The organism is Streptomyces sp. NPDC088157 (assembly GCF_044741545.1).
Lineage (GTDB): Bacteria > Actinomycetota > Actinomycetes > Streptomycetales > Streptomycetaceae > Streptomyces.
On the sequence record NZ_JBIUSU010000004.1, the window covers coordinates 677,333 to 703,410 of the forward strand.

16 protein-coding genes are annotated in these 26,078 nt (G+C 70.3%); 6 read left to right on the forward strand and 10 right to left on the reverse strand.

The genetic code is table 11. From position 1 onward, the window contains the following. Nucleotides 1–6 precede the first annotated feature (6 nt). The 6 genes from ACIPFH_RS18820 to ACIPFH_RS18845 all read right to left on the reverse strand — a co-directional run bounded on the left by ACIPFH_RS18820 (nucleotide 7) and on the right by ACIPFH_RS18845 (nucleotide 14,944). On the reverse strand, nucleotides 7–1,287 hold the full coding sequence (locus ACIPFH_RS18820; RefSeq protein ID WP_401827737.1) for an SGNH/GDSL hydrolase family protein: 1,281 nt from the start codon (nucleotides 1,285–1,287) through the stop codon (nucleotides 7–9). Continuing rightward, nucleotides 1,287–5,006 carry a beta-galactosidase gene (locus tag ACIPFH_RS18825; RefSeq protein WP_401827738.1) on the reverse strand — a complete coding sequence of 1,240 codons (3,720 nt, stop codon included), beginning with the start codon at nucleotides 5,004–5,006 and terminating at the stop codon, nucleotides 1,287–1,289. Before ACIPFH_RS18825 ends, ACIPFH_RS18820 begins: the two co-directional genes overlap by 1 nt. Beyond that, nucleotides 5,003–8,656: a beta-galactosidase gene (locus ACIPFH_RS18830; protein WP_401827739.1), complete on the reverse strand. Its 3,654-nt coding sequence runs from the start codon at nucleotides 8,654–8,656 to the stop codon at nucleotides 5,003–5,005. The genes ACIPFH_RS18825 and ACIPFH_RS18830 overlap by 4 nt, the downstream gene beginning before the upstream one ends. Then, on the reverse strand, nucleotides 8,653–10,518 hold the full coding sequence (locus ACIPFH_RS18835) for a glycoside hydrolase domain-containing protein (protein ID WP_401827740.1): 1,866 nt from the start codon (nucleotides 10,516–10,518) through the stop codon (nucleotides 8,653–8,655). The genes ACIPFH_RS18830 and ACIPFH_RS18835 overlap by 4 nt, the downstream gene beginning before the upstream one ends. A gap of 127 nt (nucleotides 10,519–10,645) precedes the next feature. Continuing rightward, nucleotides 10,646–13,606, reverse strand: coding sequence for a TIM-barrel domain-containing protein (locus ACIPFH_RS18840; protein WP_401828074.1), 2,961 nt, complete (start codon nucleotides 13,604–13,606; stop codon nucleotides 10,646–10,648). A 438-nt stretch (nucleotides 13,607–14,044) separates the two neighbouring features. Then, nucleotides 14,045–14,944 carry an SIS domain-containing protein gene (locus tag ACIPFH_RS18845; protein WP_401827741.1) on the reverse strand — a complete coding sequence of 300 codons (900 nt, stop codon included), beginning with the start codon at nucleotides 14,942–14,944 and terminating at the stop codon, nucleotides 14,045–14,047. A 195-nt stretch (nucleotides 14,945–15,139) separates the two neighbouring features. Here ACIPFH_RS18845 and ACIPFH_RS18850 point away from each other — a divergent pair, with 195 nt between their 5' ends. From ACIPFH_RS18850 to ACIPFH_RS18860, 3 genes are read left to right on the forward strand one after another with little or no spacing between them, the layout of a single operon-like run. Next, nucleotides 15,140–16,399, forward strand: a complete 1,260-nt coding sequence (locus ACIPFH_RS18850) for an extracellular solute-binding protein (RefSeq protein ID WP_401827743.1) — start codon at nucleotides 15,140–15,142, stop codon at nucleotides 16,397–16,399. A 26-nt stretch (nucleotides 16,400–16,425) separates the two neighbouring features. Then, entirely contained in the window at nucleotides 16,426–17,370 is a 945-nt protein-coding gene (locus ACIPFH_RS18855) for a carbohydrate ABC transporter permease (protein ID WP_401827744.1), read from the forward strand. 56 nt (nucleotides 17,371–17,426) lie between these two features. Beyond that, on the forward strand, nucleotides 17,427–18,254 hold the full coding sequence (locus ACIPFH_RS18860) for a carbohydrate ABC transporter permease (protein ID WP_401827745.1): 828 nt from the start codon (nucleotides 17,427–17,429) through the stop codon (nucleotides 18,252–18,254). An 80-nt stretch (nucleotides 18,255–18,334) separates the two neighbouring features. On the opposite strand, the gene ACIPFH_RS18865 is transcribed toward ACIPFH_RS18860, so the two are convergent. Beyond that, nucleotides 18,335–19,123 (reverse strand): DeoR/GlpR family DNA-binding transcription regulator, encoded by a 789-nt coding sequence (locus ACIPFH_RS18865; RefSeq protein ID WP_401827746.1) that lies wholly within the window; start codon nucleotides 19,121–19,123, stop codon nucleotides 18,335–18,337. Nucleotides 19,124–19,320: 197 nt separating this feature from the next. Here ACIPFH_RS18865 and ACIPFH_RS18870 point away from each other — a divergent pair, with 197 nt between their 5' ends. From ACIPFH_RS18870 to ACIPFH_RS18880, 3 genes are all read left to right on the forward strand, one after another. Continuing rightward, nucleotides 19,321–20,181: a ketose-bisphosphate aldolase gene (locus ACIPFH_RS18870; RefSeq protein WP_401827748.1), complete on the forward strand. Its 861-nt coding sequence runs from the start codon at nucleotides 19,321–19,323 to the stop codon at nucleotides 20,179–20,181. 302 nt (nucleotides 20,182–20,483) lie between these two features. Next, the gene (locus ACIPFH_RS18875) at nucleotides 20,484–21,353 is read left to right on the forward strand and encodes a hypothetical protein (RefSeq protein WP_401827750.1); all 870 of its coding nucleotides are present in this window, start codon (nucleotides 20,484–20,486) and stop codon (nucleotides 21,351–21,353) included. Between the two features lie 234 nt (nucleotides 21,354–21,587). Continuing rightward, nucleotides 21,588–22,094, forward strand: coding sequence for a DUF6584 family protein (locus tag ACIPFH_RS18880; protein WP_401827752.1), 507 nt, complete (start codon nucleotides 21,588–21,590; stop codon nucleotides 22,092–22,094). A gap of 243 nt (nucleotides 22,095–22,337) precedes the next feature. Here the strand turns inward: ACIPFH_RS18880 and ppk2 are convergent, their stop codons facing one another. From ppk2 to ACIPFH_RS18895, 3 genes are all read right to left on the reverse strand, one after another. Further along, nucleotides 22,338–23,141, reverse strand: a complete 804-nt coding sequence (gene ppk2, locus ACIPFH_RS18885; RefSeq protein WP_401827753.1) for a polyphosphate kinase 2 — start codon at nucleotides 23,139–23,141, stop codon at nucleotides 22,338–22,340. An 854-nt stretch (nucleotides 23,142–23,995) separates the two neighbouring features. After that, entirely contained in the window at nucleotides 23,996–24,472 is a 477-nt protein-coding gene (locus ACIPFH_RS18890; RefSeq protein WP_401827755.1) for an FMN-binding protein, read from the reverse strand. A 7-nt stretch (nucleotides 24,473–24,479) separates the two neighbouring features. Continuing rightward, nucleotides 24,480–25,841, reverse strand: a complete 1,362-nt coding sequence (locus ACIPFH_RS18895) for a ferric reductase-like transmembrane domain-containing protein (RefSeq protein WP_401827756.1) — start codon at nucleotides 25,839–25,841, stop codon at nucleotides 24,480–24,482. Nucleotides 25,842–26,078 lie beyond the last annotated feature (237 nt).

Genomic DNA, 26,078 nt, shown 5'->3' on the forward strand with positions numbered 1-26,078 from the left:
CCCTCCTCAGGAACAGCCGCGGCCGAGGCCGAGCGACGTCAGGTCGATGGAGTCGGCGAATGCCCTCATCCCGGCGTCATTGGGATGCAGATGGTCTCCGGAGTCGTACGCGGCGCCCAGCCGCTGGGGATCCGCCGAGTCCCGGACGGCCCGGTCGAAGTCGGCGTAGTCGTCGAAGACCCCGCGGGAGTCGCGGACGAACGCGTTGACCTGCCGCCGCCGCGCCTCCGTCTCCTCGGTCCAACCGCCCCAGGTGAAGTCCTTGTACGGGGTGATCGTGGCGCCGACGACCCGCATCCCACGCTGGTGCGCCCGGTCGGCGATCTCCGTCATGCCGGCGATGATCTGCTCGGCGCTCGCGCCGCCGAGGTCGTTGATGCCCTCGAAGAGAATCAGCGTCCTGGCGCCCGGCTGGGAGAGAACGTCCCGGCCGAGCCGGTCCAGGGCCGAGGGATTCGTCGCGGTCCCGGCGGTGATCCGGTTGCTGGTGATGCCCGCGTTGAGCACCCCCGCTCCGGGCAGGCAGGCGTTCAGCCGGGCGGACAGCAGGTCGGGCCAGCGCTGGTCGGTGTCGGCCGTCGAGTAGGACCCGTCGGTGATCGAGTCGCCGAGCGCCACCACCGCCCCGGTCCTCGGCGCGGTCACGTCGACACCGCTGAGGAACGGCCAGCTCGTGGTGGTCCAGGTGTAGGCGTCGCCGGAGGCGTCGGCGGCGTGGTCGCCCGCCCCGTAGTCCGTCCAGTACACGGTCTGCTGCGCCCACCAGTGATCGGTGATGTGCGTGACCTGGCCGGGCAGATGGAGACTGACGACCAGGTCGGCCAGGGCCGGCACGGCGAGTCCGACCGGGTCGCTCACAGCCTGGCCGCCCGCCGGGACGGTGACCGCGCGCTTCCCGCCGAACCGCAGGTCGTACGGGCGGGCCACGGCGGAACCGCCGTCGCGCAGGCCCACGGTCGCGTGCCCGATCGTCACCGGGTCGGTGGCGTAGGCGTTGGTCAGCCGGATGCGTACGGATGCGCCGCCGACGCTGGTGTGCACCGGCATCCGTACCGTCACCTCGGACATCCCCGAGACCTCGTAGTGCTCACTGGCCGCCGTCGCCCAGGTCCCCGTCCAGCCGCGCCGACCGTCCTGCCGACCGGCCTCGGCAGACGCCACCGGCCCGGTCACGACGGCCGGGACCGGCCCTGGGCCGGCGGCCGCCGGCGCCGTGCCGAGCAGCGGCGCGGCCAGCACCAGCGCCGCCGAGCCGCAGCGGACGATTCGTCTCGCCGTAGGCAGCATCAGGCACCGCCGCCGCAGGTCAGCCTGGCGTCGGCCCAGTCGGCGTGGTCGAGGGCGTTGCCGTCCCCGGCGTCCGAGACGACGAGTTCGAGCCGTCGGGCGCCTGCCACGTCGACCTCGATCTTCTTCGTCGCGGTGTCCCGGTCGACGGTGCCGCTCTCGTAGACGGGCGTTCCGTCGGCGAGGACGGTGTAGGCGACGGTGGCCGGGCCGTCGGACCGGCCGTAGGTCTCCTGGTCGAGGCCGAGCGCTGCGTGGAAGGTGGTGCAGGTGCCGCCGAGCCACACCTGCACGCTGCTGGCGGCGTGCGTGCCGAGGCCCTTCTCATAGACGGTGTCGTGGAGAGTGAGCGGCAGGCCGTCGCCCTCGGCGTTCTCACCGACGGACTGGTCGCGTTCGACCGGGCCCCAGCCGTTGCTGCTGGAGGCGAACGGCAGATCGCTGACGTAGTGTTCGCCGGCTGTGAGCGGCGGTGGCTGCGCCGCCACCACCTGTTCTGCGGTCACCGAACCGGGCTTGCCGGCGCGGGTGAAGCCGGCGGTGGCGCGGAGGACGGCGACGGTGCCGGTCTTCTGGTGGGCGGGCACGGTGACGGTCCACTGCGCTTGCGCCGAGCCACCCGGTTCGAGGGTGCCGAGTTTCACCGGATCACCCGGGGTCGCGGTCCAGCCGTCGGGCAGCTTCGGGCTCAGGGTGAGGCCGCTGAGCGTCTTGCCGTTGCCGGGAACGGAGGCCGTCGCCGTGACCTGGTAGGTGTTGCCCGGCTCGACGGTGTCGGGGGCGTCGACCGTCACCCGCGCCGGGGTGGCCGGGTTCGTGTAGGCGGCGGCGTCGTAGGCAGGGGCGGCCACATCGGCGACCCGCAGCGAGGAGGTGACATTGCCGAGCGTCGTCAGGCCGACCCTTCCGAGGCCGCCGCTCTTGGCGTCCTCGCTCCAGGAGGCGATGGCGATGGTGTTCTTGCCGTCGGCGCGCAGGATGCCGTTGGGGAGGGGGAAGGTGTGCTGGGGGCCGGTGTCGTTGACGTAGTTGCCCATCAGCCAGCCGTTGACGTAGATGAGGGCGCGGTAGTCGCGGTCTGGGTTGTCGGTGATGGTGACGCCGACCGACACGTCCTGGCCCTTGGGCAGCTCGGGGTCGAAGGTGGTGCGGTACCAGGCGATTCCGGGGGTGGTGTCAGTGGTCGGCAGCGTGGCGTTGTCCCAGGACCGGTCGGGGAATCCGGGCAGTGTCCAGCCCGAACGCTCCCCGTACAGGCCGCCGTTGTTCATGTGCCCGCGTACGGTGTCGACGGGCTGCTCGCCGCCCCGGGCACCCTGGACGCGCCAGGTGATCTGCGCGTCGGAGCCGGCGAGATACGCGGTGGTCAGGCCGCGCGGTTGCTTGTGGTCGTCGCTGTTCCAGGTGAAGTCCTCGTTGTGGCCCATGGTGCCGACCAGGACGGAGATCACGTTCTCCTTGCCCTTGTGCAGCAGACCGCCGGCGAGGGGGAGGGTCTTGCGGCCGGTCCGACTCGTCCCGGCGAACTTCCCGTTGATCCACACCGAGTACGCGCCCACCGCGGCCGAGCCGGTGTCCGGGTTGGTGGCGTAGGCGGTCAGGGAGAGGGACTTCTCGGTGCCCGTGGCCTTGAAGCGGCCCCGGTACCAGACGTAGCCGTAGTGGTAGCCGTACTCGTCCTGGTAGAGCACCGGAAGAGTCCCCGGCTTGGTCGGGTTGTCGGTGGTCAGCTTGTCGGCGTACGTCCAGGACGAGTCGTCGAAGCCGGGGGCGGCCTCGGGGGTTTCGGCGGACGTCTTCCAACCGGTCAGCTCGGGGAGCTTGACGTCCTTCGGACCCGGCACGCTGCCCGACAAGCTGCCGGAGGAGGTCGGTTTGACGCTCAGGGGTGCGCCGTTCCAGGTGACGTTCCGTACGCCGGACGGGGCGAAGACCTCCAGCGGGCCCGCCTTCCTCGCATCGCCGGTGAGGGCGAGCGTCCGGCCGGTGACGGACGCCGTGCGGACCAGTTCGGTGCCGCGTTCCAGGACCGGACCGGCTGCCGTGTCCTGCCGCCAGAAGCCGGCGGCCTCGGCGTCGGTGCCGATGAGCAGCAGCAGATCGGGTCGGCCGCCGCCCTGGACGAGAACCCGGGTGACACCGGAGTGGGTGTAGTCCAGCTTCAGGTCGCCGCGCTCGGCGTCCCAGGTCGCGTCCGCCTTGCCGTCCAGCACGGTGACCTTGGGCTTGGCGGAGTAACGGAGCATCGTCTGCCCGGGATCTCCGTCACCGCCGTACAGCACGGCCTGCGTGCGGTCACCGGTCCGCGCGCCGGTCAGCAGCTCGCTGGTGGAGTAGACGAGGCGCTGCCCGCCGCCGAGGTCGTGGCCGGCGACGAGGATCTTGCCGGTCTTGCCGTTCAGTCGTGCCGTGACCGGATAGGTGCCGTCCGGGGTCTTCCAGTCGAAGGTGGTGGTGGCGTCGGCGTCGGACATCGGGTCGCTGTGTCGGAGGTAGAGGAACTGCGTTCCGGTGTCCGGGTTGGCGCGGGCCTCGATGTGCACGGCGTCGTCGGAGGAGGCGGGGGCGTCGGCCGGATCGGTGGCCGTGAGCGGGGCCGTGGTCGTGTAGAAGAGGCCCTGCCGCTTCATCTCGTCGTAGTCGGCACCGGTCTGGCGAGGCTCGCTGATCGGTGCGCCGTAGTCGTAGGAGGTGTAGACCTGGCGCGGGTCGGCGAGCCAGCCCCAGTTGGTGCCGCCGTAGGTCATGTACAGGTTCTCGATCGTCGTGCCCTGCATGACCTCGTGCTTGTTGACGATCTTCTGGTAGGCGGGGCCCATCTTCTCGGGGCACTTCTCGTAGCCGGTGTCGCCCCAGGTCTGGAACCAGCCGGTGCCCGCCTCGAAGATCGACAGCGGAGCGTCGTCCTGCTGCCGCTTGAGGGTGGGCAGCCACCACTCGCCCTTGCAGAAGGAGTTGTACTGGTCCAGCTCGCCGACGAAGTCCAGGCCCTCGCCGCCCGCGTATTGCGGCATCGGCTCGTTGCCGACCAGGGGCACGGTGATGCCGTCGGCCCGTACCTGCTGGGAGAGCTCGACGATGTAGTCGCGGCCCTGCGGGTCGTACAGCTCGTTCTCGACCTGGTAGAGCAGCACCGGTCCGGTGCCGTTCGTGACCTGGCGGCGGGCGAGGATCTTGTCGATCTCCTTGAGCCACTCGCGGGCGGCGTCGAGGTATTCGGGGTCGGTGGAGCGGGCCTGTCCCCTCTGCGTCATCAGCCGGCCGGGGAAACCTCCGCCGTCCGTCTCGGCGTTGATGTACGGGCCGGGCCGGGCGATGACATAGAGCCCGGCCTCCTCGGCCATGTCGAGGAGCTTGTCGACGTCACGGATCCCGGTGAAGTCGTAACGGCCCTGCGCGGGGGAGTGGTAGCCCCAGTCGAAGTAGATCGAGACGGCGTTCATGCCGCTCGCCTTGATCTTCTGGAGCACGTCGCGCCACAGGTCGGGACTGGGGAGCCGCCAGTAGTGGAACTCCCCGGACCAGACGAAGAGCCGCTTGCCGTCGACCTTGACGGAGTACTTGTCGTAACTGACGGTGTGGGACGTGGGCTTGGCGACTGCGGGGTCGGCCGGGACCGTGGCGTGTGCGGGCACCGCGGCGGCGAGGACCGCGAGCAGTACGGACACGAGCGCCGCGGACAGCAGGGCTCTCGGCCTTCCGACTCGGGCGAGGTTCACGAGGCGCCTCCCGCGCAGGTCAGCTTGGCGTCGGCCCAGTCGGCATGGTCCGAGGAGACATCGCCGTCCCCGTCGACGAGCAGGTCCAGCCAGCGGGCGCCGGTCACCTGCACGTCGATGTCGGTGCCGCCGTCGGAGCCCCGCACCACCGGGGTCGTGGCGAGCGAGCGGCCGTCGGCGATCACCTGGAAGGAGACGCTGCCGCCGTCGCCGACCTCGTCGTCCACCCCGGCGGTCGCGGAGAACCGGGTGCAGCCGCCGCCGAGATAGATCCGGATCTGGCTGTTCGCGTGCACGCCGAGGCCCTTGGTGTACGTGGTGCCGCCGATGCTCAGGGGACGACCGTCACCCGCCGCCTCCTCCCCGTTGGAGGCGTCCTTCTCGACCGCCCCCCAGCCGTTGACCGCCTTGACCGGGGTCAGGTCGCTCACCTGGGCGTCGGCGGACAGTCCCGGCGGTGGCACCTGTACGGCGCGTACACCGGTGACGGTGCCCGGACGGCCGGGCTGGGTGAGCTTGGCTGTCGCGGACAGGACGGCGTAGGGGAGCGGGTCACCCGGCGGGGTGACGGTGTAGTCGACGGTCACGGTGTCGCTGGGCCGGACCCGGTCGAAACGGGTGGTGCCGCCGGTGGTCGCGGTCCAGCCGTCCGGGACCTTCAGCGCCAGGTCGACGTTCCGGGCGGCCGACGCGTCCTTCGGCACACTGAGGGTGACGGGGACCTTGGCGGCGGTGCCGGCGCCCAGGAACGGCTCGGCGTCGACGGTGACGTGAGCGCCCGCGGCCGGCATGGCGTAGGTCTTGGCGTCGTACGAGGGCGCCGCCACCGCGGCGACCTTGATCCCGCCCGCCGAGGCGCCGAGGTCGACGAGCTTCACCGCACCCGGGCCCGCGCCGGCCTCGGTGGACCACACGGCCAGGGCGACGGTGTTGCTGCCCTGCTCACGCAGGAGCCCCTTGGGGATGACGAACCGTGTCTGCGGTCCGGTGTCCGGCAGGTAGCGGCCGATCAGCCAGCCGTTGACGAAGATCTGCGCGCGGTAGCCGCGCTTGCCCCCGTCGGCTTCGGCGAGATCGAGTGCGAGCGCGTTGTCCTGGCCCTGCGGCAGGTCGAGCCGGGCGGAGGTGCGGTACCAGCGCACCCCGGGCCCGGTCTTCCCGGTCTGCCGGGAGAGGGTGGTGCTCTTCCAGCTGCCGTCGGAGTATCCCGGCAGCGACCATCCGGCCCGCTCCCCGTACAGCCCGCCGTTGTTGTACGGCCCCCGGGCGGTGTCGACCGGGTTCTCGCCGCCTCGGTTGCCCTGGATCTTCCAGGTGAGGGTGGAGGCCCCGCCGATCATCTCGGCGGAGAGCAGACCGCGCGGCTCCTTGGAGTAGTCGTGGCCCCATTCCTCGTTGTGGCCCGCGTTCTCCACGAGGACGGACAGGACGTTGTCCGCGCTGCCTCCGCCCGCCTTCAGCGTGCCCGCCGGGATGTCGAAGGTGTGCGCGCCGTCGCCGGAGCCGCCGAGGTAGCGGCCGTTGAGCCAGACCGCGTACTGACCGGTGTTGCCGGTTTTGGCGTCGAGTGCGACCGCGGTCGCGGCACCGGTGGTCCTGAACCGGCCGCGGTACCACACGTTGCCGTGGTGGAAGCCGTACTCGTCCATCGCCAGGACCGGCAGCGACCCGTCGAGCGCCGCGTTGTGGGCGGTGAGGTGGTCGGCGGTGGTCCAGGTGGAGTCGTCGAAGCCGGGAGCGGCCTCAGGGGCCTCCTCCTTGTACTTCCACGTCGTCAGCGCGGGCAGTTCGACGGGGCGCGGCGCCCGGGTGACGGCGACACCGCGGCCGTTCCAGGTCACCTTCTCGGCGTCCGCGATGACCTCGATCTTCGCGGCCCCGGTGGAGTCTCCGGTCAACTTCAATGTGCCGCGCGCCTGTTCGGCGGTACGGACCAGGGACGGTCCGCGTACGAGGACCGGGCCCGCGGCGGTGTCCTGCCGCCACCAGTGAGCGGTCTCGGCGGTGTCGGCGATCAGCAGTTCCATGCCGTTCACCAGCACGCGGGCCAGGCCCTTGTGCGTGTAGTTCAGCCGCAGGTCACCGCGTTCGGCGTCCCAGGTGGTGGTGACCTCGCCGTCGAGGACCCTGACCTCGGGCCGCTCGGCGTATCGCAGCACGGTCTCGCCGGCCTCGCCCGCACGCCCGTACAGCAACGCCACGTCCCGGTCGCCGATCCGGGCCTGAGTCATGATCTCCGAGGTGGAGTAGACGAGCCGCGTCCTGCCCAGGTCGTAGCCCGCGACGAGGAGTTTGGCGTCCCGGCCGTTGACGGTGATCTCGCCCTGCTGGGGTACGCGCGGGTAGTCGCCGTCCCTGCCCGAGAGGGACAGGGTGGTCGCGTCCTTGTCCTTCACGCGGGTGTCGGCGTGCCGCACGGTGAAGAACTGGGTGCCGTCGTCGGGGTTGACGCGCCGGTCGACGCGCAGGGCGTCGTCGGACGGGGGCGGGGCCTCGGCCTTGTCGGTGCGCGCCAGCGAGGCGACCGAGTTGACCATGTACCCGAGACGCTTGAACTCCTGGTATTTGTCCGTCAGCTGACGGGACTCGTTGATCGGGGCCCCGTAGTCGTACGACGTGTAGACCGCGTTGGGATCGGCCAGCCAGCCCCAGTTGGTGCCGCCGTACGTCATGTAGAAGGACTGGCCGCTCACCCCGGCGGCGATGTTCATCTTGCTGAACACCCGGGTGAAGTCGGTGCCGGTGAGCTTCGCGCAGTCCTGGTATCCGGTGCCGCCCCAGGGGTCGAACGCGCCGCCCTGCGCCTCCGGGATGATCAGCGGGGACTCGGGCTTCCACTCGTTGACGTACGAGTAGTCGGGCAGGTTCTTCCAGGTGTCGGGATCCTTGCAGTCGAAGCCCTGCGGGTAGGCGTCGAAGCCGTAGATGTCGGGGGCGCCCTTGCCGCTCACCCAGTTCCGGTTGGCGCCACCGTCGTTGACGAAGGTGGGCACCTCGATGCCGTCTTCCTTCGCCCAGTCGATGAGGGTCTGCATGTAGTCGGCGTCGTGCCGGCCGCCCTGGTACTCGTTCTCGACCTGATAAAGGATCACCGATCCGGTTCCACGGGTGAGTTGGTGGCGCGCGATGATCGGGTTGATCCGGCTCATCCACTCCCGGGCCGCCTTCGTGTACTCCGGCTCGGAGGTACGGTTCACGCCGGCCTGCGCCGACCGCCAGGCGGGCATGCCGCCGCCGGAGACCTCCGCGTTGATGTACGGGCCCGGGCGGGCGATCACATACAGGCCCGCGCGCTCGGCCTCGTCGAGCAGCCGCTCCACGTCACGGATGCCGGTGAAATCGTACGAGCCCGGCTTGGAGGAGTGGTAACCCCAGTCGAAATAGAGCGAGACCGCGTTGAATCCGCCCGCCTTGATCTTCTGCAGGACGTCACGCCATGCGTCGGGGCTGGGCAGCCGGAAGTAGTGGAACTCGGCGCCCCAGAGGTACAGGGGTTTTCCGTCGACCCGCACGGAGTACTGGTCGTAGGTGACGGTGTGCCGCGCCTTGGTCCGCTGCTCCGCCTGGGCCGGTGTCACGACACCCGCGCCGGTCAGGGGCACAGCGGTCAGCGCTCCGGCAAGCAGCAGCGATCTCCACCTGCCTCTCATGACGTCAGCCCCTTCACGACCGCCGCCCGCGCGGTCTCGATGTCGTTGACATCCTTCGTCCGGCCGTCGAGGTTCCGGGTCGCGGTGGTGAGAGCCTCGGTCAGGGCGTCGCTGTCGGTGCCGCCGTCCTTCTTCCGCAGCTGGGCGACGAGTTCGTAGTCCTCGATGCCCTCCTTCAGCTGCTCCCAGCGGATGCTGGACATCGGGCCGTCCTTGCCCGGGTAGACCAGGTACTCGTCGCCCTGCGTGAAGATGTGCACCGGCTGCTTGAAGGGATCGCTGGTCCAGCTGTTGTACGACCAGCGCAGGAAGCCGTCCAGATTCCGCTGGGCGGAGATCCACGGAAGCATCCGCGACTCGACGGCGGGGGAGTAGGACAGCGTGTTGGGGTGGGCCGGCGAGCCGTACACGTAGAAGGTCGTGATCTTGCCGGCCTTGCGCCGCTCCGCCACCTTCTCCTTCGTGATCGCGTCGATGCCGCCCCAGTCGACGGACAGGTTGGACGCGACGCCTTCGGTGTTGATCGAACCTGCCACGGAGATGCGGTCGTCGAAGGCCGGCGCCACCTCGTGGACGAAGTTCTTGACGACCGTCATGGTGTCGATGGGCCGCTCGTCGAAGGACAGCCAGGTATTGTTCAGCCGGCCCTTCGCCTTCAGGTGCTTCTCGAAGGCCGGAAGGAACGTTCCCCACGCCTTCCGCCAGCGGTCGCCGCCCAGACCGACGTTCTCGTAGACGGTCTTGCCGGTGCTGGTGTCGGTGTAGGTGAGGTGCTCCTGGTCCTGGAAGGCCAGCATGGAGAAGGCGCCGATGTCGGGCCCGAGACCGGCGCGTCTGGCGGTCTGGACGTACTTGTCCCAGCGGCTGAAGTCGAAGGAGAACGTCTTTCCGTTCCAGTTCCAGCCCACCATGCTGGTGTACGGCGTGGCCGTCTGCGACTCCCGGGTGCCGAGCGACCACTGATGGTGCCACGGGTTGTCGACGATGGTGGTGTTGATGACCTTCTGGCCGCGCGAGGCCAGGTCGCGGTTGTACTTGTCGATCAGCTTCCAGTGCTCGTCGGACCAGAACTCGACGCCGTGGTTCTTGGCGATCGTCTCCGGCTGCGCCCACACGTCGAGGAAGAAGTCGTAGTCCTTCGGGTCGGGCACGCTCGCGTCGGCGACCTCGATGGTCAGCGGGTACGTGCTCTGGGTACGGCCGTCGGCGTTGACCTTCACCGTGCCGGTGTAGGTGCCGGGCCTGGCCGCCTTGGGGATGTGGAAGGTGAACCACAGCGGCTGCGCCGCGTAGGCGGGCACGTCCACGGAGTTGCGCTCCTCAAGCGGGTCGCCGACCACGTCGGGGTTGCGGTCGCCGGAGACCTCCTTGCCGGAGCTGACCTGGTCGATGGTGGCGGACCAGTCGACCTCGCTCTTGGAGCGCTGCACGGGCACGTACTTGACGAACCGGACCTGGGTGTCGGCACCGGACAGCTTCGCTCCGCCGGGACCGGTGAGGTCGCCGACCACGGCCTTGACGTCGTCGAGGTTGTGGCCGGAGGCGATCGCCAGCTGCGCCGAGACCTGCTCGTTGCGGACGGCGGAGAGCTCGAGCTCCTTGGTGTCCTTGCCCTGGATGGCGGTCATCGGGTAGCGCGGGACCCGTTCCTCCGCGGAGCCGGCGAAGGAGCCGGTGGGAACCCAGGTGATGGTGTCCCTGGTGCCCATGGCGTCGGCGACCTTGACGGTCAGCCAGGTGGTGGTGGCCTTGGAGTTGGGGTCGGTGCCGGTCGTCGTACCGGTGACGGCGATCGCGGTGGTGCCGGCGGCCACGACCACGCCGGCGAGGAAGCCGGCGACAGCTGAGGATGTACGTGCCATGGGGGTGGGTTCCCTCTCTCACGGCTGTGCGGGGAGTGGTCCCCGGCAGGCCCCACGGGGGAGGCGGCCTGCCGGGGAGCGGGGTGATATCCGTGGTGCGTGGTGGTGCGTAGTGGTGCCTGTGGTGTCAGGAGGTGACGGAGAACCCGCTGAAGACGGCTTCGATGTTCTCGCCGGGGTAGTTGACGTTGGCCGCGCTGGCGACCATCCCGGCGTCACCGGTGCCGGTGGCCGACGGCACCTGGGCGGTGCCGACCTGCGACCAGGTCTCGCCGTCCTTGCCGGCGTACGCGGTGTAGGTGGCGCCGTCCCTGGTCAGCTTGAGATACGCCGGGTGGTAGGTGGAGCCGCCGCCCGCCCAGGTGTCGAGCTTCCCGTCGCCGTCGCTGTCGGTCATGAACTCCAGGCCGTAACGCTGGGTCATGACCAGCACCGCGTAACCGCCCTTCTCGGGTGCGGTCAGGTCGTTGGCGAGGGCGATGCCTGCCTTGCCGACCGGTGAGGCGCTGTTCTGGGAGACCAACCGGGCCTGCACGGTGGCCTTCTCGCCTGCCACGTCGTCGCGGTAGATGACGCCCTTCTCGTCCTTCCAGCCGGACAGGTCCTGGCCGCCCGCCCAGATGGCGAACTGGTCGCCGGCCTGGGCGTATTGCGCGTCCCCAGAGGTGGTGTCGGTCGTCAGGTAGGGCCCCTGCACGCTGCCCGGTGCGGCCTTCACCTGGGCCTGCACGGTGTCGGAGACCTTCGTCGAGCCGTTGTAGACGGCGGTGCCGGTGAGGCCATGACTGCCCCATCGGGCGTCGTCGGCCGGGGTCACCGTCCAGGTGGTGGTGAGGGTGGCGCCGTTCTTGAGGGACTTGGCGGTGGTCGGGCCGGCCGCCTCGGCGCTCCAGCCGTCGGGCAGGTCCAGGTCCGCCTTGATGCTCTTGACGGTGCCGGTGCTCCAGTTGGTCACCGCGGTGGTCACCTCGAACGGCTTTCCGGCGTCGGTGGCCGGGGCGTCCGGGGTGATCAGGACGGAGGCGGCCGGAGCGTCGTCGCGCTTGAGGGCCCTGACGGCCTTGGCGGCGCCCTTGGCCTTGAGGTTGACGAAGGCGGGCGTGACGCCGAGTGGCGCCGAGTATCCCTTGAGGGTCCTGGGGCCGCGGATCACGGTGCCCTGATTGACGTCGTACCAGGTGCCCGGCGGGAGATGGACGGAGCGGGTGGCGCCGGTGCTCAGCTTGGGCGCGGCCAGCACGGCCGGGCCGAGCATCCACTCGTCGGAGACGGTGTAACTCGCCTCGTCCTTCGGGAAGTCGAAGAACAGCGGCCGCATGATCGGATCGCCGGTCTTCAGGGTGTTCCGCACCTGGTCCCAGATGTAGGGGGCGAGCTTCTCGTGCGTCTTGATGGCCTGCCGGTAGAGGTCGACCGTCTCCTGGTCGTAGTCCACCTTCTGCCCCGTGGTGGTGTCGTTGGTGTCGACCGGGGACGTCGAGGCGTACATCAGCGGCATCAGCGAGGCGGATTGCGCCCACCGCACCAGCACGTCCTTCGCCGGGGCCGGCTGGCCGCCGGAGCCGCCGATCATGTCGGACTCGACGAACGGGTAGCCGATGGTGGAGATGGCCAGGTTCTGGGAGGCGGAGGCGCGCAGGGAGTCCCAGCCGGTGCCCTTGTCGACCTGGCGGGTGACGAAGCCGGCTTCGTGGGCCGTCTTGTTCCAGTGCACCCGGATGCCGGCGCCCTGGAGGTCGAACTCGTCGGCGAGCTGCGTGCCGAGCTTCTGGTAGTCCGTGGCCTGGTGGCCCTCGCGCGGCGCGCACTTCTCGTCGAAGAAGCGGGTGTCGAACTTCAGCCCGTCGATGTCGTACGTGTCCATCAGGGTCTTGAGGTTGCCCTCGTACCAGGCCTTGGCGTCGGGGTCGGCCAGGTCGATGATCCCCGCCTGACCGTTCCACCAGGTCACTTCACACGGCTTGGTCGTGTCCTTGGCGTCCATGAGCAGATAGCCGTGGTCGACCGCGTACTGGTAGTTGGCGGAGTCCAGGTTGATCCACAGGGTGACCCAGACGCCGAAGTCGAACCCCATGTCGTGGATCTTCTCGGAGAGGCCCTTGGGGTCGGGGAAGGTCTTGGGATCCCAGGTCAGATTGCCGTAGTTCGACTCCCACTTGTCGTCGAGCTGGATGGTGTGTCCGTCCAGGCCGTTGTCGTGGAGGTCGGTGGCGTAGTCGAGCAGTTTGTCCTGGTCGACCTTGGTGTAGAACTGCGCCCAGGAATTCCACAGCGGCTTGGCGTACTGCTCGTACGGGGCGTCGGACTTGGTGGGCTTGCCGACGATGCCGATGTAGTCACGGTAGACGTCGAGCGGGGTCGACTCGACGAACACGGTGGCCTTGTAGGTGTCCGGCGACTCGACGACGAAGGTGCCGAGGCCGTCCTTGCCCTTGTTGAGCGCCACGTCCATGACGTTCCCGGTGTCCACGCGCAGACCGGTCGACCTGGAGGTGTACCAGAACGGGTCGATCATGTGGTACGACGCCGGGCCGAAGGTCTTGTGGTCGACCTCGCCGGCGTCGAGCGGCCAGGGCTGGTCGACGCCGGGGCCGCCCTGCGGGGTCTCCGCCTCGCCGTGGCCGTACCAGTGGCCGGCCGACGACAGGTCGTAGGTGAGGGCCAGTTGCGTCGGTCCGCCGCCGTGGACCTCCCAGTCGAGCTGGTAGCGGTCGGCGCCCGGGGTGATCCGGGCCTCCACCGTGGCGCCGTCGAGCGTGCTGTCGGCGGTGACGGTCAGTACGCCGCTCTTCCACTTCCAGTCGGTGAGGCCGGTCGCTTGCTGCCAGGTGCCGTCGGCCGCGGCGAAGCGCAGGGCGCCGGTGTCGTCGGAAGCGGTGGCGAGCACGGTCTTCCCGGCGCGGCGCGTGGTCAGGGCGAGTTCGTCGGTGGCCACGTCCAGGGTGTAACCGGGGGCGCCGGTGGAGGCCGGCACGGAGACCGTGACGGCGTGCGCGGTGCGGACCACCTTCGGCCCGGCGGTTGCGGTGGTGGTGGGGCGGGCGGCGGCCGTTGCCGCGGCGGAGCCGGTGACGGGCGCCGTCAGCATGGCGGCGGTCAGCGCGGCAGTGAGCAACAGGCCGCCGGGACTGCTCAGTCGGGCGTGCACTCGTGTCCTCCTGTCGGACAGGACGGTGACTCGGGAGCGGCGGTACGTGGAGCCGGTGGCGTGCGGAGTGCACGTTCACGAGGAAGCGCGGTGCTTGGCGGGACTCGCCGTCTGCTCAGTGAGGCCTACGGTCTGCGTGAGGCTGCGTGCAGATGCAAGATTCCAAGCGATTTCGCTCATGCTCTTGCGGTAACCGCCACCTGTCAACAGGTGGGGCGCATGGCCTCCGCAGTGCCTCGGGGGCTCTCGTGGAACTGCTGTCGCCCCTGGTGGCGGTCGGTCCCGGAACCCGCTGAGTCGCCTCGACGGGCCCGGAATCCGCTCGTAACAGACGGGTAAATTCTGCGACCTACCCGAGATCCGCCCCGGGGCGCACGGTCAGGCCAGGATCACGGAACGGGTCAGATGGCGCGGATTGTCCGGGTCCAGCCCGCGGGCCGAGGCGAGGGCGGCGGCCAGCCGGTGCACCACGACGAGGTCGGCCAGCGGGTCCCGGCCCAGTGCCACCAACTGCCCGCCCGTGTCGGCGATGTCGTCGGCGAGACCGGCCGGCAGGGCCGCCGGGTCCCCGAACCACCACGCCACCCGGCCGGGACCGGTGACGCTGATCGGGCCGTGCCGGTACTCCATCACCGGATAGGCCTCCGTCCAGGCGCCCGCCGCCTCGCGCATCTTCAGCGCCGCCTCCTGGGCGATCCCGTAGGCCCAGCCGCGCCCCAGGAAGGTGAACTGCTCGGCCTCGAGCACCCCGGCCGGCAGCCCCTCGTCCAGCGCGGAGTGCCCCTGCTCCGGCAGACGCCCGAGGTCCTCGCCCAAGTGGGCCCGCAGGAGCACGAGTTCGGTGCTCGCGAACCGGGTCTGGACGACCGAGGTCTCGTCGGCGAAGTCGAGCAGGACGACGGCGTCCGCGGCCTCCGTCACCGGTGACCGCGGTACCGCGGTCACCGCGGTCGTGGGAGTGCGACCCCGTAGCCGGCGGAGCAGCTCCAGCACCTCGGTCGTGGTTCCGGACCGGGTCAGCGCCACCACCCGGTCGTAGGCGCGGCCCGCCGGCATCTCCGACGCGGGGAAGGCGTCGGTCTCTCCGTGGCCGCCCGACTCCCGCAGCGCCGCGTACGCCTGGGCGATGAACCAGGACGTCCCGCAGCCGACGACGGCCACCCGCTCGCCGGGCCGGGGCAGCGAGGCGTGGGCCGGGCCGTCGGGCCGCCGGGCAAGCGCCTCGGCCTGCCGCCAGCAGTCGGGCTGGGTGGCGATCTCGATCTCGGTCTGACTCATCGGGAGGTCTCCCCTCTCGGCGCGCGGTGTGACCGATGCGTGATGTGGCGGCCCTTGACACCGTGCGCGATTCATTGAGCATCATGTCGCTTGATGATTGATAGCACTAAGAATCGAGCATAAACAAGCAAGCGGGCACGCAATCAGGCGAGCACGCGCTTCACCCAGCACGCGATGCGTGCGGAGAGGCACTCCGTGAAACGGCACCTCGCAGGCCTCGCCGGGGGACTGTCCCTGGCACTGGCTCTCACCGGATGCGGCAAGGGCAGCTCCTCGGACAGCGGCGGATCCGACGGCAGCACGATCAAATTCGTCGCGGCGAAGTACGACGACGACACCCAGGCCTACTGGACAGCGCTGATCAAGGACTTCGAAGCCGCGAACCCCGGCTACCGGGTGAATCTCGAAGTCGTCGACTGGGAGCAGATGGACTCCAAGGTCAAGACGTACGTCCAGACCAAGCAGGAACCCGACCTCCTCAACTACAACAAGTTCTCCGACTTCGCCCGGGACGGCCTGGTCCACCAGGCACGGGACGTGGTCTCCCCCCAGGTGCTGAGCGACTTCCTCCCGCTGTTCCGGCAGAAGGCGCAGTACGAGGGAGCCCAGTACGGACTGCCCTTCATCTCCAGCGCCCGCCTGTTCTTCTACAACAAGGACATCTTCGCCAAGGCCGGCATCACCCGGCCGCCTTCCACGTGGGCCGAGGTGGAGGCCGACGCCAAGAAGATCAAGCAGGCCGGCTACATAGGCCTCGGACTGCCCCTGGGGGCCGAGGAGGCCCAGGCCGAGTTCCAGATCTGGGCGATGAACAACGGCGGCGGCTGGACCGACGCCGCGGGCAAGTGGGCGATCGACCAGCAGGCCAACGTCGACACGCTCACCTATCTGCGGAAACTGACGAAGGAGAAGGTCACCCAGCCCAACCCCGAGACCACCAACCGCAAGGACGTCTTCAACCAGTTCGCCCAGGGCAAGATCGGCATGCTGAACGGGGCGGTCTTCATGCGGAAGGGCTTCATCGACCCGGTCGACGCGAAACTGAACTACGGTGTCGCGGCGCTGCCGAGCAAGGACGGCAGCACCCACAAGACGCTCGGCGTGCAGGACTACCTCGTCGCCTTCAAGAAGAACGGCGGGTCGAACAAGACGGCGGTGAAGAAGTTCCTCGACTTCTTCTACCAGAAGGAGCACGCCGCCGAGTTCGTCTCCACCGAGGGGTTCCTGTCGGTCACCAGGTCGTCCGGTGAGCTGCTCAGCTCCGACAGCAAGAACGCCGCCTACTACAAGCCGTTCGTCGACGCCCTCTCCAGCGCGGAGTTCGCGCCCACCGACGACCCCGCATGGGCAGCCGTCGACGGCGCCGTGAAACAGCGCATCGGCACCGCGGTGGCGGGCGGCGACCCGGCGAAGGTCCTGGGCGAGATCCAGAAGACCGCGCAGAAGGGCGACTGACCTCGGTGGCCGTACACGATGTCACCGTGAGCGCCACCGGGGCCGAACACCAGGCCCCGCCGGCGCCGGCGCCGCCCACGCCGCGCCGCCCACGTAGGACCTGGCGCGCGCTGGAGCCTCTGCTGTGGCTCGGTCCCGCTGTCCTCCTCATCCTGACCATGGTCGTCTGGCCGATCGTCGAGATGGTCCGTACGTCCCTGACGCGGGTGAGCTCGACCGGGCTGTCCCAGGGGTTCGCCGGCGTCCGCAACTACACCGACCTGTTCGCCGAGGGCGACCTGCCCGGAGTGCTGCTGCGCACCCTCGTGTGGGTCGTCGGGGTCGTCACCGTGACGATCCTGGTCTCCCTCGGCCTGGCCCAACTGCTGAACTCCCGTTTCCCCGGGCGCCGGTTGGTGCGCTGGGCGATGATCGTGCCCTGGGCCTCGTCCGTGCTGATGACGGCGCTCATCTGGCGCTGGATGCTCAACAACTTCTACGGCGTGGTCAACCGGCTGCTCATGGACCTCGGCGTGCTGGACGCGCCCGTCAACTGGCTGGCCGACCCGGAGCAGGCCCTGGTCGCGATGATGGGCGTGGCGGTGTTCGTCTCGCTGCCGTTCACCTCGTTCGTCCTGCTGGCCGGTCTGCAGAGCATCCCCGCCGAGGTGTACGAGGCGGCGCGGGTGGACGGCGCCGGCCCGGTCCGTGGCTACCTCGCCATCACCCTGCCGCTGCTGCGGCCCTCGTTGGTCGTCGCCGCGATCATCAACGTCATCAACGTGTTCAACTCGTTCCCCATCATCTGGGCCATGACGCGCGGCGGCCCCGGCTTCGCCACCGACACGACCACCACCTACCTGTACAAACTCGCCTTCGACAACCAAGCGGTGGGGGAGTCGGCCGCCATGGCCGTCGTCAACTTCGGGCTGGTCCTGGCCGTGGTGCTGGTCTATCTGCGCGTCGTCCGCCGACAGGAGGACACCACGTGAGCAGGACCGCCGTCATCCCCCGCAAAACCGCGCCGCGCCGCAGGCGGCCGCTACCGATGAGACTTCGCACCGTCCTGCTCACCGCGGCCGGATGGCTGGTGGCGCTGGCGTTTCTCGCGCCCTACGCGCACATGCTGCTGACGGCCCTCAGACCGACACCCGAACTGATGGAGTCCCCGCCGTCCTATCTGCCCTCCCACTGGCAGTGGTCGAACTTCACGCGCATCTGGTCGCTCCCCGACCCGCGCGTCGGGGACGCACTGCTGTTCTCGCTGTACATCGCCGGGGCCGCGACGCTGCTCACCCTGGCCGTCGGGCTGCCCGCCGCCTACTACACCGCCCGGCACCGCTTCCGCGGACGCGGCGCGTTCCTGCTGCTCGTCCTCGTCACACAGATGTTCGCGCCGACCGCGCTGCTGGTCGGCATCTACCGGGAGATGGTCAGCCTCGACCTGACCGACACCGCCGAGGGCCTCATCCTGGTGAACGCCGCGTTCAACCTGCCGTTCTGCGTGTGGATCCTCAACGCGTACTTCGCGAGCATCCCCAAGGAACTGGAGGAGGCTGCCTGGCTCGACGGCACCGGACGCTTCGGCGCCCTCACCCGGATCGTCCTGCCGCTCGCGATGCCCGGTGTGGTGACCGCGCTCGTCTACACCTTCATCGGCGCGTGGAACGAGTACGTGGTGGCGCTCACCATCACCTCGTCCAGCAACCGGATGACCCTGACCAAGGCGATTCCCGGCTTCGTCACCTCGTATCACGAGCAGTGGCAGTACCTGTTCGCCACTTCGATCGTCGCGATCATTCCCGTGGTGGCGCTGTTCGCCTTCGTCGAGCGCTACCTCGTCGCCGGCCTGACCGCGGGCGGCGTCCGAGGATGACACCGACGTGCGCGTCCCGGCCGGGACCGGGGCGGGGGCCTGGAGCGGGGCCGGGGCCGGGGTGGAAGCGGCGTGCGGTGTCAGGCGCGGATGACTTCCACACCGGCCGCCGTGAACGACTCGGTCAGCTGGTCGGAGGCGGCCTTGTCGGTCACGAGGACGTCGATGTCCTCCACCGGGCAGATACGGGCGAAGGCCCGCCGGTCCAGTTTGGTGGAGTCGGCGACCGCGACGACCTGCTGCGCGCGGCGGGCCAGCGCCCGGTTGATGCTGGCCTCGCCCTCGTGGTGGGCGGTCGCCCCGTTGGCCACGTCGATGGCATCCACCCCGATGAAGACCACGTCCAGGGCGATCTCCGCGAGCAGTTCGGTGGCCAGCGGACCGATCAGCTCATAGGACGCCGGCCGGGCCACTCCGCCGGTCACCACGAGCTTGACGTGACGGCGTACGACCAGCTCGTTGGCGATGTTGAGGGCGTTGGTCACCACGGTGACCGCCGTCTCCGCACCGCCGGAACTCAGGTCGGCGCGGGTGGCCAGCGCCCGCGCCACCTCGGTGGTCGTGGTGCCGCCGTTCAACCCCACCACGGCGCCGGCCTTCACCAGCCCGGCAGCCGCGTGCGCGATCCGCTCCTTCTCCGGAGCGTTTCGCGCGGCCTTGTAGCGCAGGGGCAGGTCGTAGGCGATCGCGTTGATCACCGCGCCACCGTGCGTACGGGTGACCATCTGCTGGCGGGCCAGCTCGTCGAGGTCGCGCCTGATCGTCGCGGCGGAGACCTTCAACTCCTCGGCGGCCGGCTCGACTTCGATCCGCCCGTCACGCGTCAGCATCTCCAGCAGTGCGCTCCACCGGGCCTGCGGTGCCGCCATCTCTCACAACTCCCTGTCGGTGGTGTGCGCCACGAGGTGCGCAGCACCATGAAACCACAGCGCTTGATTGGGTGTTTTATGGTCGCCAAACGAGCAAAACCCTGCACATCCCGCACATCCCGTATGTTCCTGCCGCTGTCGACGCCGATGCCGCTGCTCCTGTCACGGGCCTCGCTCGCCGCGATCGGAGGCCGTCCGTGCCGCTGACACCCACCGCCGACGTGGTGAGCTCCGCATACCGCGACGGGCGGGCCGTCGGCGCGTTCAACGTGATCACCCTGGAGCACGCCGAGGCCGTGGTCGCGGGAGCGGAAGCCGTCGGCTGCCCGGTCATCTGCCAGATCAGCGAGAACGCCGTGCGCTTCCACGGCGGACGGCTCGCCCCGATAGCCCGCGCCACCGCCGCGCTCGCCGAGGCGGCCGCCGTCCCCGTGGCGCTGCACCTCGACCACGTCACCGACGAAGTGCTGCTGCGCCGCGCAGCGGACTGCGGCTTCGGCTCCGTCATGTTCGACGCGTCCGCGCTGCCGCACGCCGAGAACGTGATCGCCACGCGCGCCGCCGCCCAGTGGGCGCACGCCCGGGGTCTGTGGCTGGAGGCGGAACTCGGTGAGATCGGCGGCAAGGACGGAGTGCACGCACCCTCGGCGCGTACGGACCCCGATCAGGCGCGCGACTTCGTCGCCGCCACCGGGGTCGACGCACTCGCCGTCGCGGTGGGCAGCTCCCACGCGATGACCACGCGCACCGCCCGCCTGGACCACGGCCTCATCGCCCGCCTCGCCCGGGTGGTCCCCGTGCCGCTGGTGCTGCACGGCTCGACGGGCGTGCCCGACGCGGAACTACGGCAGGCGGTGGCCGCCGGCATGGTCAAGGTGAACATCGGTACGGCACTGAACGCCGCGTTCACCGGCTCGGTACGCGACACCCTTGCCGCGGCGCCCGCGGCCGTCGACCCCCGCGCGGCCCTCACCGCGGCGCGCCGTGCGATGACCGACGCGGTGACCTCGGCCCTGCGCACCCTGTCGGTCGGCGGGCGCGGGACGGGACGACCGTGATCGGCGCCGTGGACGATCGCAGTCGGCAACCCGGCCCGCCCGCTTCGTGATCGTCGCGGGCACGGCGGATCGCGCCGCCAGGTGGGCGCGGCCGTCGGAGCGGTGGCGGGGACGATGGCGATCCTCTACCACCGGTTACCGGCGTCAACCTGGCGAACAGCTTGCGGAACCCCTGGCGGAGGCGGTGGTACTGCCGGGCGGAGGAGGTCCTGCCTCTCGCCGGCGGGCTGCGCCGGCTCCCGGGAGAGGAGGGAAGCGGGCCCGGGGCCACGGGCATAATGACCAGTCGGTAACCTGCTGGCATGACTACTGCCGCCCTCGAGCCGCGCGCCGGTCGACGCTGTCACCACCCGCTCAATTCGCTGCACGCGACGCACTACTTCTCGCCCGATCTGGGACAGGAGCTGGGGTCTCTCGGGATCACCCATCCCAAGGCCGTGAACTTCGCCGTGCGGGCGGCGGCGCTGGGGCCGGTCGGAGCCGGCGCGGTGACGGCGACCTTCTACAACTACAAGCACGATCTCGTGGCCCGCCACGTGCCCGCGGTCTGGTCCGTCGCCACCCCCGCGGACGTGCTGGCGGCACGAACGCGTGCCGTCGACGCGACGCTGCGGCGGCTGCTGGGCGAGGAGGCCGTGACGTCCGCCGAGATGACGGAGGCCGCGCGGCTGGCGTTGCGCGCCGCCGAGGCCTGCGGGCGCGGCGCCCGGCCGCTGTACTCCGCGCACGCCGACCTGCCGGTCCCCGAAGAGCCGCACCTCGCGTACTGGCACGGGGCGACCCTGCTGCGCGAGCACCGGGGGGACGGGCACGTCGCCGTGCTGATGTCGGCGGGCCTCGACGGGCTGGAGGCGATGGTGACCCACACCGCCACGGGCAAGGGCATGACACCGAAGTGGGTGGCGGCCACCCGGGGCTGGACCCAGGACGACTGGAACGCGGCGACGGGCCGCCTCCGGGACCGCGGGCTGCTGGACGACGTCGGCGAACTCACCGAGCGAGGCGTCGCGCTCCGCGCGGACATCGAGGAGGAGACCGACCGCCTGGACCGGGCCCCGTACGAGCACCTCGGCGCCGAGGGCGTGGCCCGCCTGACGGTCCTCGGGTCGACGTTCGCCCGGGCCGCGGCGGTCGCGGGGGCGTTTCCGGCGGACTTGATCGGCAAGGGCTGACATCATCGGCAAGGGTTGACGCAGCTGGTCGGCGCCACCGTCGGCCGATGTCGCGCAGGTTGATCCTCTGCGGCCGGGGGCCTCTTGACCAGGTGGTCACCCACCACCGCGACAGCGGCTCCGCCCACGGGAGCCGCCGTCTTCGGCAACGCGATCCCGCCTGAGACCGGACGGCGCGTACTGCGGGCGAAAACCGGTTCGACGTCGGATACCGCGGTACCCGATCATGCGCTCATGCCACTGAGAGACACTCTTGCCCGAGCCGACGCCGACCTGGCCGCCGGCCGCGTTCCCGTAGCGCGCCAGCGCCTGCGCGGGCTGGTGTCGTCCTTTCCCGACGACCTGACGCTGCGCCGCCGCCTGGCCGAGGTGTACCGACTGTACGGAGAGCCGGCGGAGGCGGGCCGATGGATGTACCTCGAACAGGACCGGGACCCGGCTGAGACCTCCGCCTTCGAGGCGAGATACGGCACGGCTCCGCAGCGCATGCGGGCACTCGCCTGGCACGGCCCCGAGTCGCTTGCCCCATCGCCCTTCGCAAGAGAGCAACTGGCAGCGGTACGAACAGCGTGCTCCGACGCAATGGGGCACCCGGTCGACTGGGAAACGAAGCCGTCCGACGGGAGCGCAGACGTCAGGCGCAGGGCCCTCACCGACTTCCTGGCCGGGGCCGGATGCCTGGTGGCGGCCCTCGCGTTCCTCGCCATCTGGGTGAACGGGCTCGTCGCCCTCTTCGACTGACCGCATCGCCGGGGACTTCGCCGGTTCCGCCCCCTGTGAGAGGGGCCGGCCACTTCTCACCTGCTCCGGTGCGCGCCCGCCTCCGGCCGCTCCAGGTGCGAGGCGAGCACGGCAGCCTGGACCCGGCGCTGCGTCGCAGGGGGTGCCGGTCGCGGGCTGGAGGTGCCCGCGGGCGTGCACGACGCAGCTTGTGCCGACAGGCCGGAGATGCGGTTCTTGACCGTCTTCTCCGTGGTCGGCTGCTCAGAGGCTCGCCGTGTGGTCGGGGACGTAGGTCTGCAGATCCCGCGGCGGGCGCTGGTAGCCGGTCGACGGCGGCCGATCCGGGAGCTCCAGCACGGGCGGCGGCACCTCGTGGTAGGGCACGGACGACAACAGGTGGGCGATCATGTTCAGCCGCGCCCGGCGCTTGTCGTCGCTCTCGACGACGTACCAGGGCGCCTCGGAGATGTCGGTGTGCACCATCATCTCGTCCTTGGCCCGGGAGTACGCCTCCCAGTGGGTGATCGACTCCAGGTCCATCGGCGAGAGCTTCCAGCGCCGCAGTGGATCCTCCAGCCGGCGCCGGAAGCGCTCCTGCTGCTCGGTGTCACTCACCGAGAACCAGTACTTGCGCAGCAGGACCCCGGCCTCGACCAGCATGCGTTCGAAGACCGGGCACTGGCGGAGGAAGAGCTGGTGCTCCTCCTTCGTGCAGAAGCCCATCACATGCTCGACCCCGGCCCGGTTGTACCAGGACCGGTCGAACAGCACGATCTCCCCGGCCGCCGGCAGATGCTCCACGTACCGCTGGAAGTACCACTGGGTGCGTTCGCGCTCGGTCGGCTTCGGGAGTGCGGCGATCTGCGCCACGCGTGGATTGAGGTGCTCGGCGACCCGCTTGATCGTCCCGCCCTTGCCCGCCGCGTCCCGTCCCTCGAAGACGACCACCAGTCGGGTGCCCGACGCCCGCACCCACTCCTGAAGCTTCACCAACTCCGTCTGCAGCCGCAGCAGTTCCTTCTCGTACTCCTTGCGCGGCAGCCTCGCCGCCCTCTTGCCGGCCATGCCGCCTCCACCGCCCGATGAGCTCTACGCCGACCGATCCCCGGAGTCCACCATGTCCAGGGTCGAACACCAGGACGCCACCGTACTGACAGACGGAGAGCTGCGCACCCTGGACGCGCACCGGCGTGCCGCCGGCCATCCGGGGGGATCACGGCGTGGGGGGATCGACGCGGTGTGCGTGTGGGGTCCGGGCCACGGCGGTCCCTGGATCCCGCCCGACTCTCACAGGCGTACGGCGCGCCGTGGACCGGGGGCCGGCGCGAGGGGTGGGTGCGAACCGTATGCCGTCACGGGGACGCCGCATGTGCCACCTTGTGCCCGGACCGCGACGGCGCGGCGAACTGGTCACCGGACGCGAACTCGCCGGCGGCCGCGGTACGGCGTGCACCGTCCGACCCGAACCTCGTGGAACGGAGCGACACCGCGGGGGATCGGTGCCGCTCCTGCACCCATTCTCTCTCGGAGCACGCTGTTCCCACAGGTGCCGACGGTCCCCGCCATGGGCCGGACGGCCCTTTCGCTACCGCCCCCTGCGGGCCGCCACTACCGTGGGAGCCGGATCTGGAGCAGGCCCTGCACAGCATCGTGGAGGCAGCCGCGGCACTGGTCGACGCGGAGTACGCGGACACTCGGCGTGATCGGCCCGGACGGCGGGCGCCTGTCCGCGTTTCACACCGTGGGGGCCGGCACGGACAACGGTGTGGGCATCCCCGCCGACGGCCGCCGCAGCGGACCGCGCCACATGGCGGGGCGCCGAGCAGTTGGACGGCCGGCTGGACCTGGAAAAGCCCGAAGGCGGCGGCACAGGCAGGTGTGGCGAGTGCCGACGCGGAAACCGTAGGGCCGGGCGGACGTCAGCGGCTCGCGGAGTCAAGGGCCGACTGGAGTGACTGGCGGTAGCCGTCGCTGGTGTACGTGGCGCCGGAGACCGTGTCGATGTCGGCACTCTGGGCGGTGAGCGCCTCTCTGGTCAGCTGCGGGATGGCATACGCGTTGATCTGCTGGTCCCTCGGATTCTCCTGGGGGTAGGCGACCGCGGTGACGTCGGTGAGCTTTCCGTTCTTCAGCGTGACGCGGACCTGGACGGGGCCCCAGCGGGTCTGGACGGAGTCCCCGGTGAGCGTCTGCGTTCCCGTGGCCGCGGATCCGCCCGATCCGGTCGCTCCGCTCGACGCGCTGGAACTGCTGGACGGCGCGGGGGAGGAGGCCGACCCGGCCACGGCCGGAGCCGTGTGCGGTTTGAGCGACAGCAGCAGCACCATCCCGGAGACGGTCGCGGCGCTCGCCAGCACGATACGGCGCAGCGGACGGTTCTTCTTCAACGTGTGCAAGACGGCCTCACAGCTCGAAGGACTCGTGGTGGATACGGCTGTCCGGGACCCCGGCGGCGCGCAGCGCCTCGTACAGGTCCTGCGCGAACCCGTGTGGGCCGCACAGGTATACGTCATGGGCGTCCAGGTCGGGCACGGCCGCCCGCAGGGACCGGGCAGTGAGGTCGGGGCGCCGGCCGTGCGGACCGTTGAGCGCGTAGTGCAGCTTCGCCCCGCGCCATCGCGCGACGGTCTCCAGTTCGCCCCCCAGGGCCAGGTCCTCGGCCGAGCGGGCGCGGTAGACCAGCGTGACGTCTCCGGGCAGCGTCTCGAACAGGGCCCGCAGCGGGGTGATGCCGACGCCGCCCGCGATCAGCAGGGACTTGTGCGCGCCCTGCCGGTCCGCGGTCAGTGCCCCGTACGGTCCCTCCGCCCACACGCGGGTGCCCGGCCGCAGCAGGGGGACGGCGGCGCTGTGGTCGCCGAGCGCCTTGACGGTGATGCGCAGCAGGTCCGGGCGCGGCGGCGCCGACAGCGAGTACGGCGTGGAGGTCCAGCGCATGCCCTCGGTGAGGAACCGCCACCGCAGGAACTGGCCCGGCCGCGCGCCCATCTCGTCGAGTCGTCGGCCGCGGACGACGACGGAGTACACGCCCGGCGCCTCCCGGTGCACGGAGTCCACCCGCAGCCGGTGACGCAGGTTCAGCCGTACCGGAGCGAGGATCCGGAACCACACCACCAGGGCCGCGACGCCCAGGTACAGCGTGTACCAGGCGGCCTGAGCCGGACGGCTGCCGACGAGGTCGGAGCCCAGGGCGAGCTGATGGCCGAAGGCGAGGAAGACCGCCGCGTACGTCAACAGATGCGTATAGAACCAGAACTCGTGGCTGACCCGGTGGCGCACCGCGCGGGCCGAGACGATCCCGACGGCGAACAGGATGACGGTGCCGGCGGTGGCCTTGAGCATCTCCGGGTAGTCGAGGACCACGGTGAGCGTCTCGGCGAGGATCGAGGAACCGTCCTGTACGGCGTACCCGAGAAGGATCAGCACGACGTGCGCCACCAGCAGACAGACCGTGTAGCGGCCCGCCATAGCGTGCCAGCGCGTCACCCGGTCCGCCCCGATCCGTCGCTCCAGAAGCGGGACACGGGCCATCAGACCGACGAGGACGGCGCACGCGTACCCGCACAGCAGGCCCGCGATCCGCCCGGCCCCCGTCAGCCGGCCGGCGGCGCCGACGACCGACCCCGTGTCGAGCCACCACAGGGCGATCACGGCAGCGGCCCCGCCCCACAGGACGGCGAGCACGGGGCCCACGGGGGAACGCCTCGGCGCGGGAGGCGCGGGAGGCGCGGGAGCGACCCCGGGTCGTGAGTACACCGTCGTCATCCGTGTGTCCCTTCGGCTGCCGGTACGCCCCTTCGGACGTCCGGGACGACACTGTGCCGACGCAACCTCTGAGCCGGCTCTCAGCCCACGGCGGGCGGCGCGGCCCGCCGCAGGTGGAACGCAGGTGGGAAGGGCCGCGCCGACGATCGACGCCGACCCGGGACACGGCGGACTCAGAGCGGACTCAGAGCGAACTCAGAGGTCGGGAAGACCGCTCAGGACGTGGAGAGGCCGCAT

Coding starts and splice junctions, on each gene's coding strand:
- ACIPFH_RS18845 (WP_401827741.1), bottom strand. CDS start 14,944: ATGAGTCAGACCGAGATCGAGATCGCCACCCAGCCCGACTGCTGGCGG.
- ACIPFH_RS18840 (WP_401828074.1), bottom strand. CDS start 13,606: ATGCTGACGGCGCCCGTCACCGGCTCCGCCGCGGCAACGGCCGCCGCC.
- ACIPFH_RS18835 (WP_401827740.1), bottom strand. CDS start 10,518: ATGGCACGTACATCCTCAGCTGTCGCCGGCTTCCTCGCCGGCGTGGTC.
- ACIPFH_RS18865 (WP_401827746.1), bottom strand. CDS start 19,123: ATGGCGGCACCGCAGGCCCGGTGGAGCGCACTGCTGGAGATGCTGACG.
- ppk2 (WP_401827753.1), bottom strand. CDS start 23,141: ATGGCCGGCAAGAGGGCGGCGAGGCTGCCGCGCAAGGAGTACGAGAAG.
- ACIPFH_RS18860 (WP_401827745.1), top strand. CDS start 17,427: ATGAGACTTCGCACCGTCCTGCTCACCGCGGCCGGATGGCTGGTGGCG.
- ACIPFH_RS18875 (WP_401827750.1), top strand. CDS start 20,484: ATGACTACTGCCGCCCTCGAGCCGCGCGCCGGTCGACGCTGTCACCAC.
- ACIPFH_RS18820 (WP_401827737.1), bottom strand. CDS start 1,287: ATGCTGCCTACGGCGAGACGAATCGTCCGCTGCGGCTCGGCGGCGCTG.
- ACIPFH_RS18880 (WP_401827752.1), top strand. CDS start 21,588: ATGCCACTGAGAGACACTCTTGCCCGAGCCGACGCCGACCTGGCCGCC.
- ACIPFH_RS18895 (WP_401827756.1), bottom strand. CDS start 25,841: ATGACGACGGTGTACTCACGACCCGGGGTCGCTCCCGCGCCTCCCGCG.
- ACIPFH_RS18830 (WP_401827739.1), bottom strand. CDS start 8,656: ATGAGAGGCAGGTGGAGATCGCTGCTGCTTGCCGGAGCGCTGACCGCT.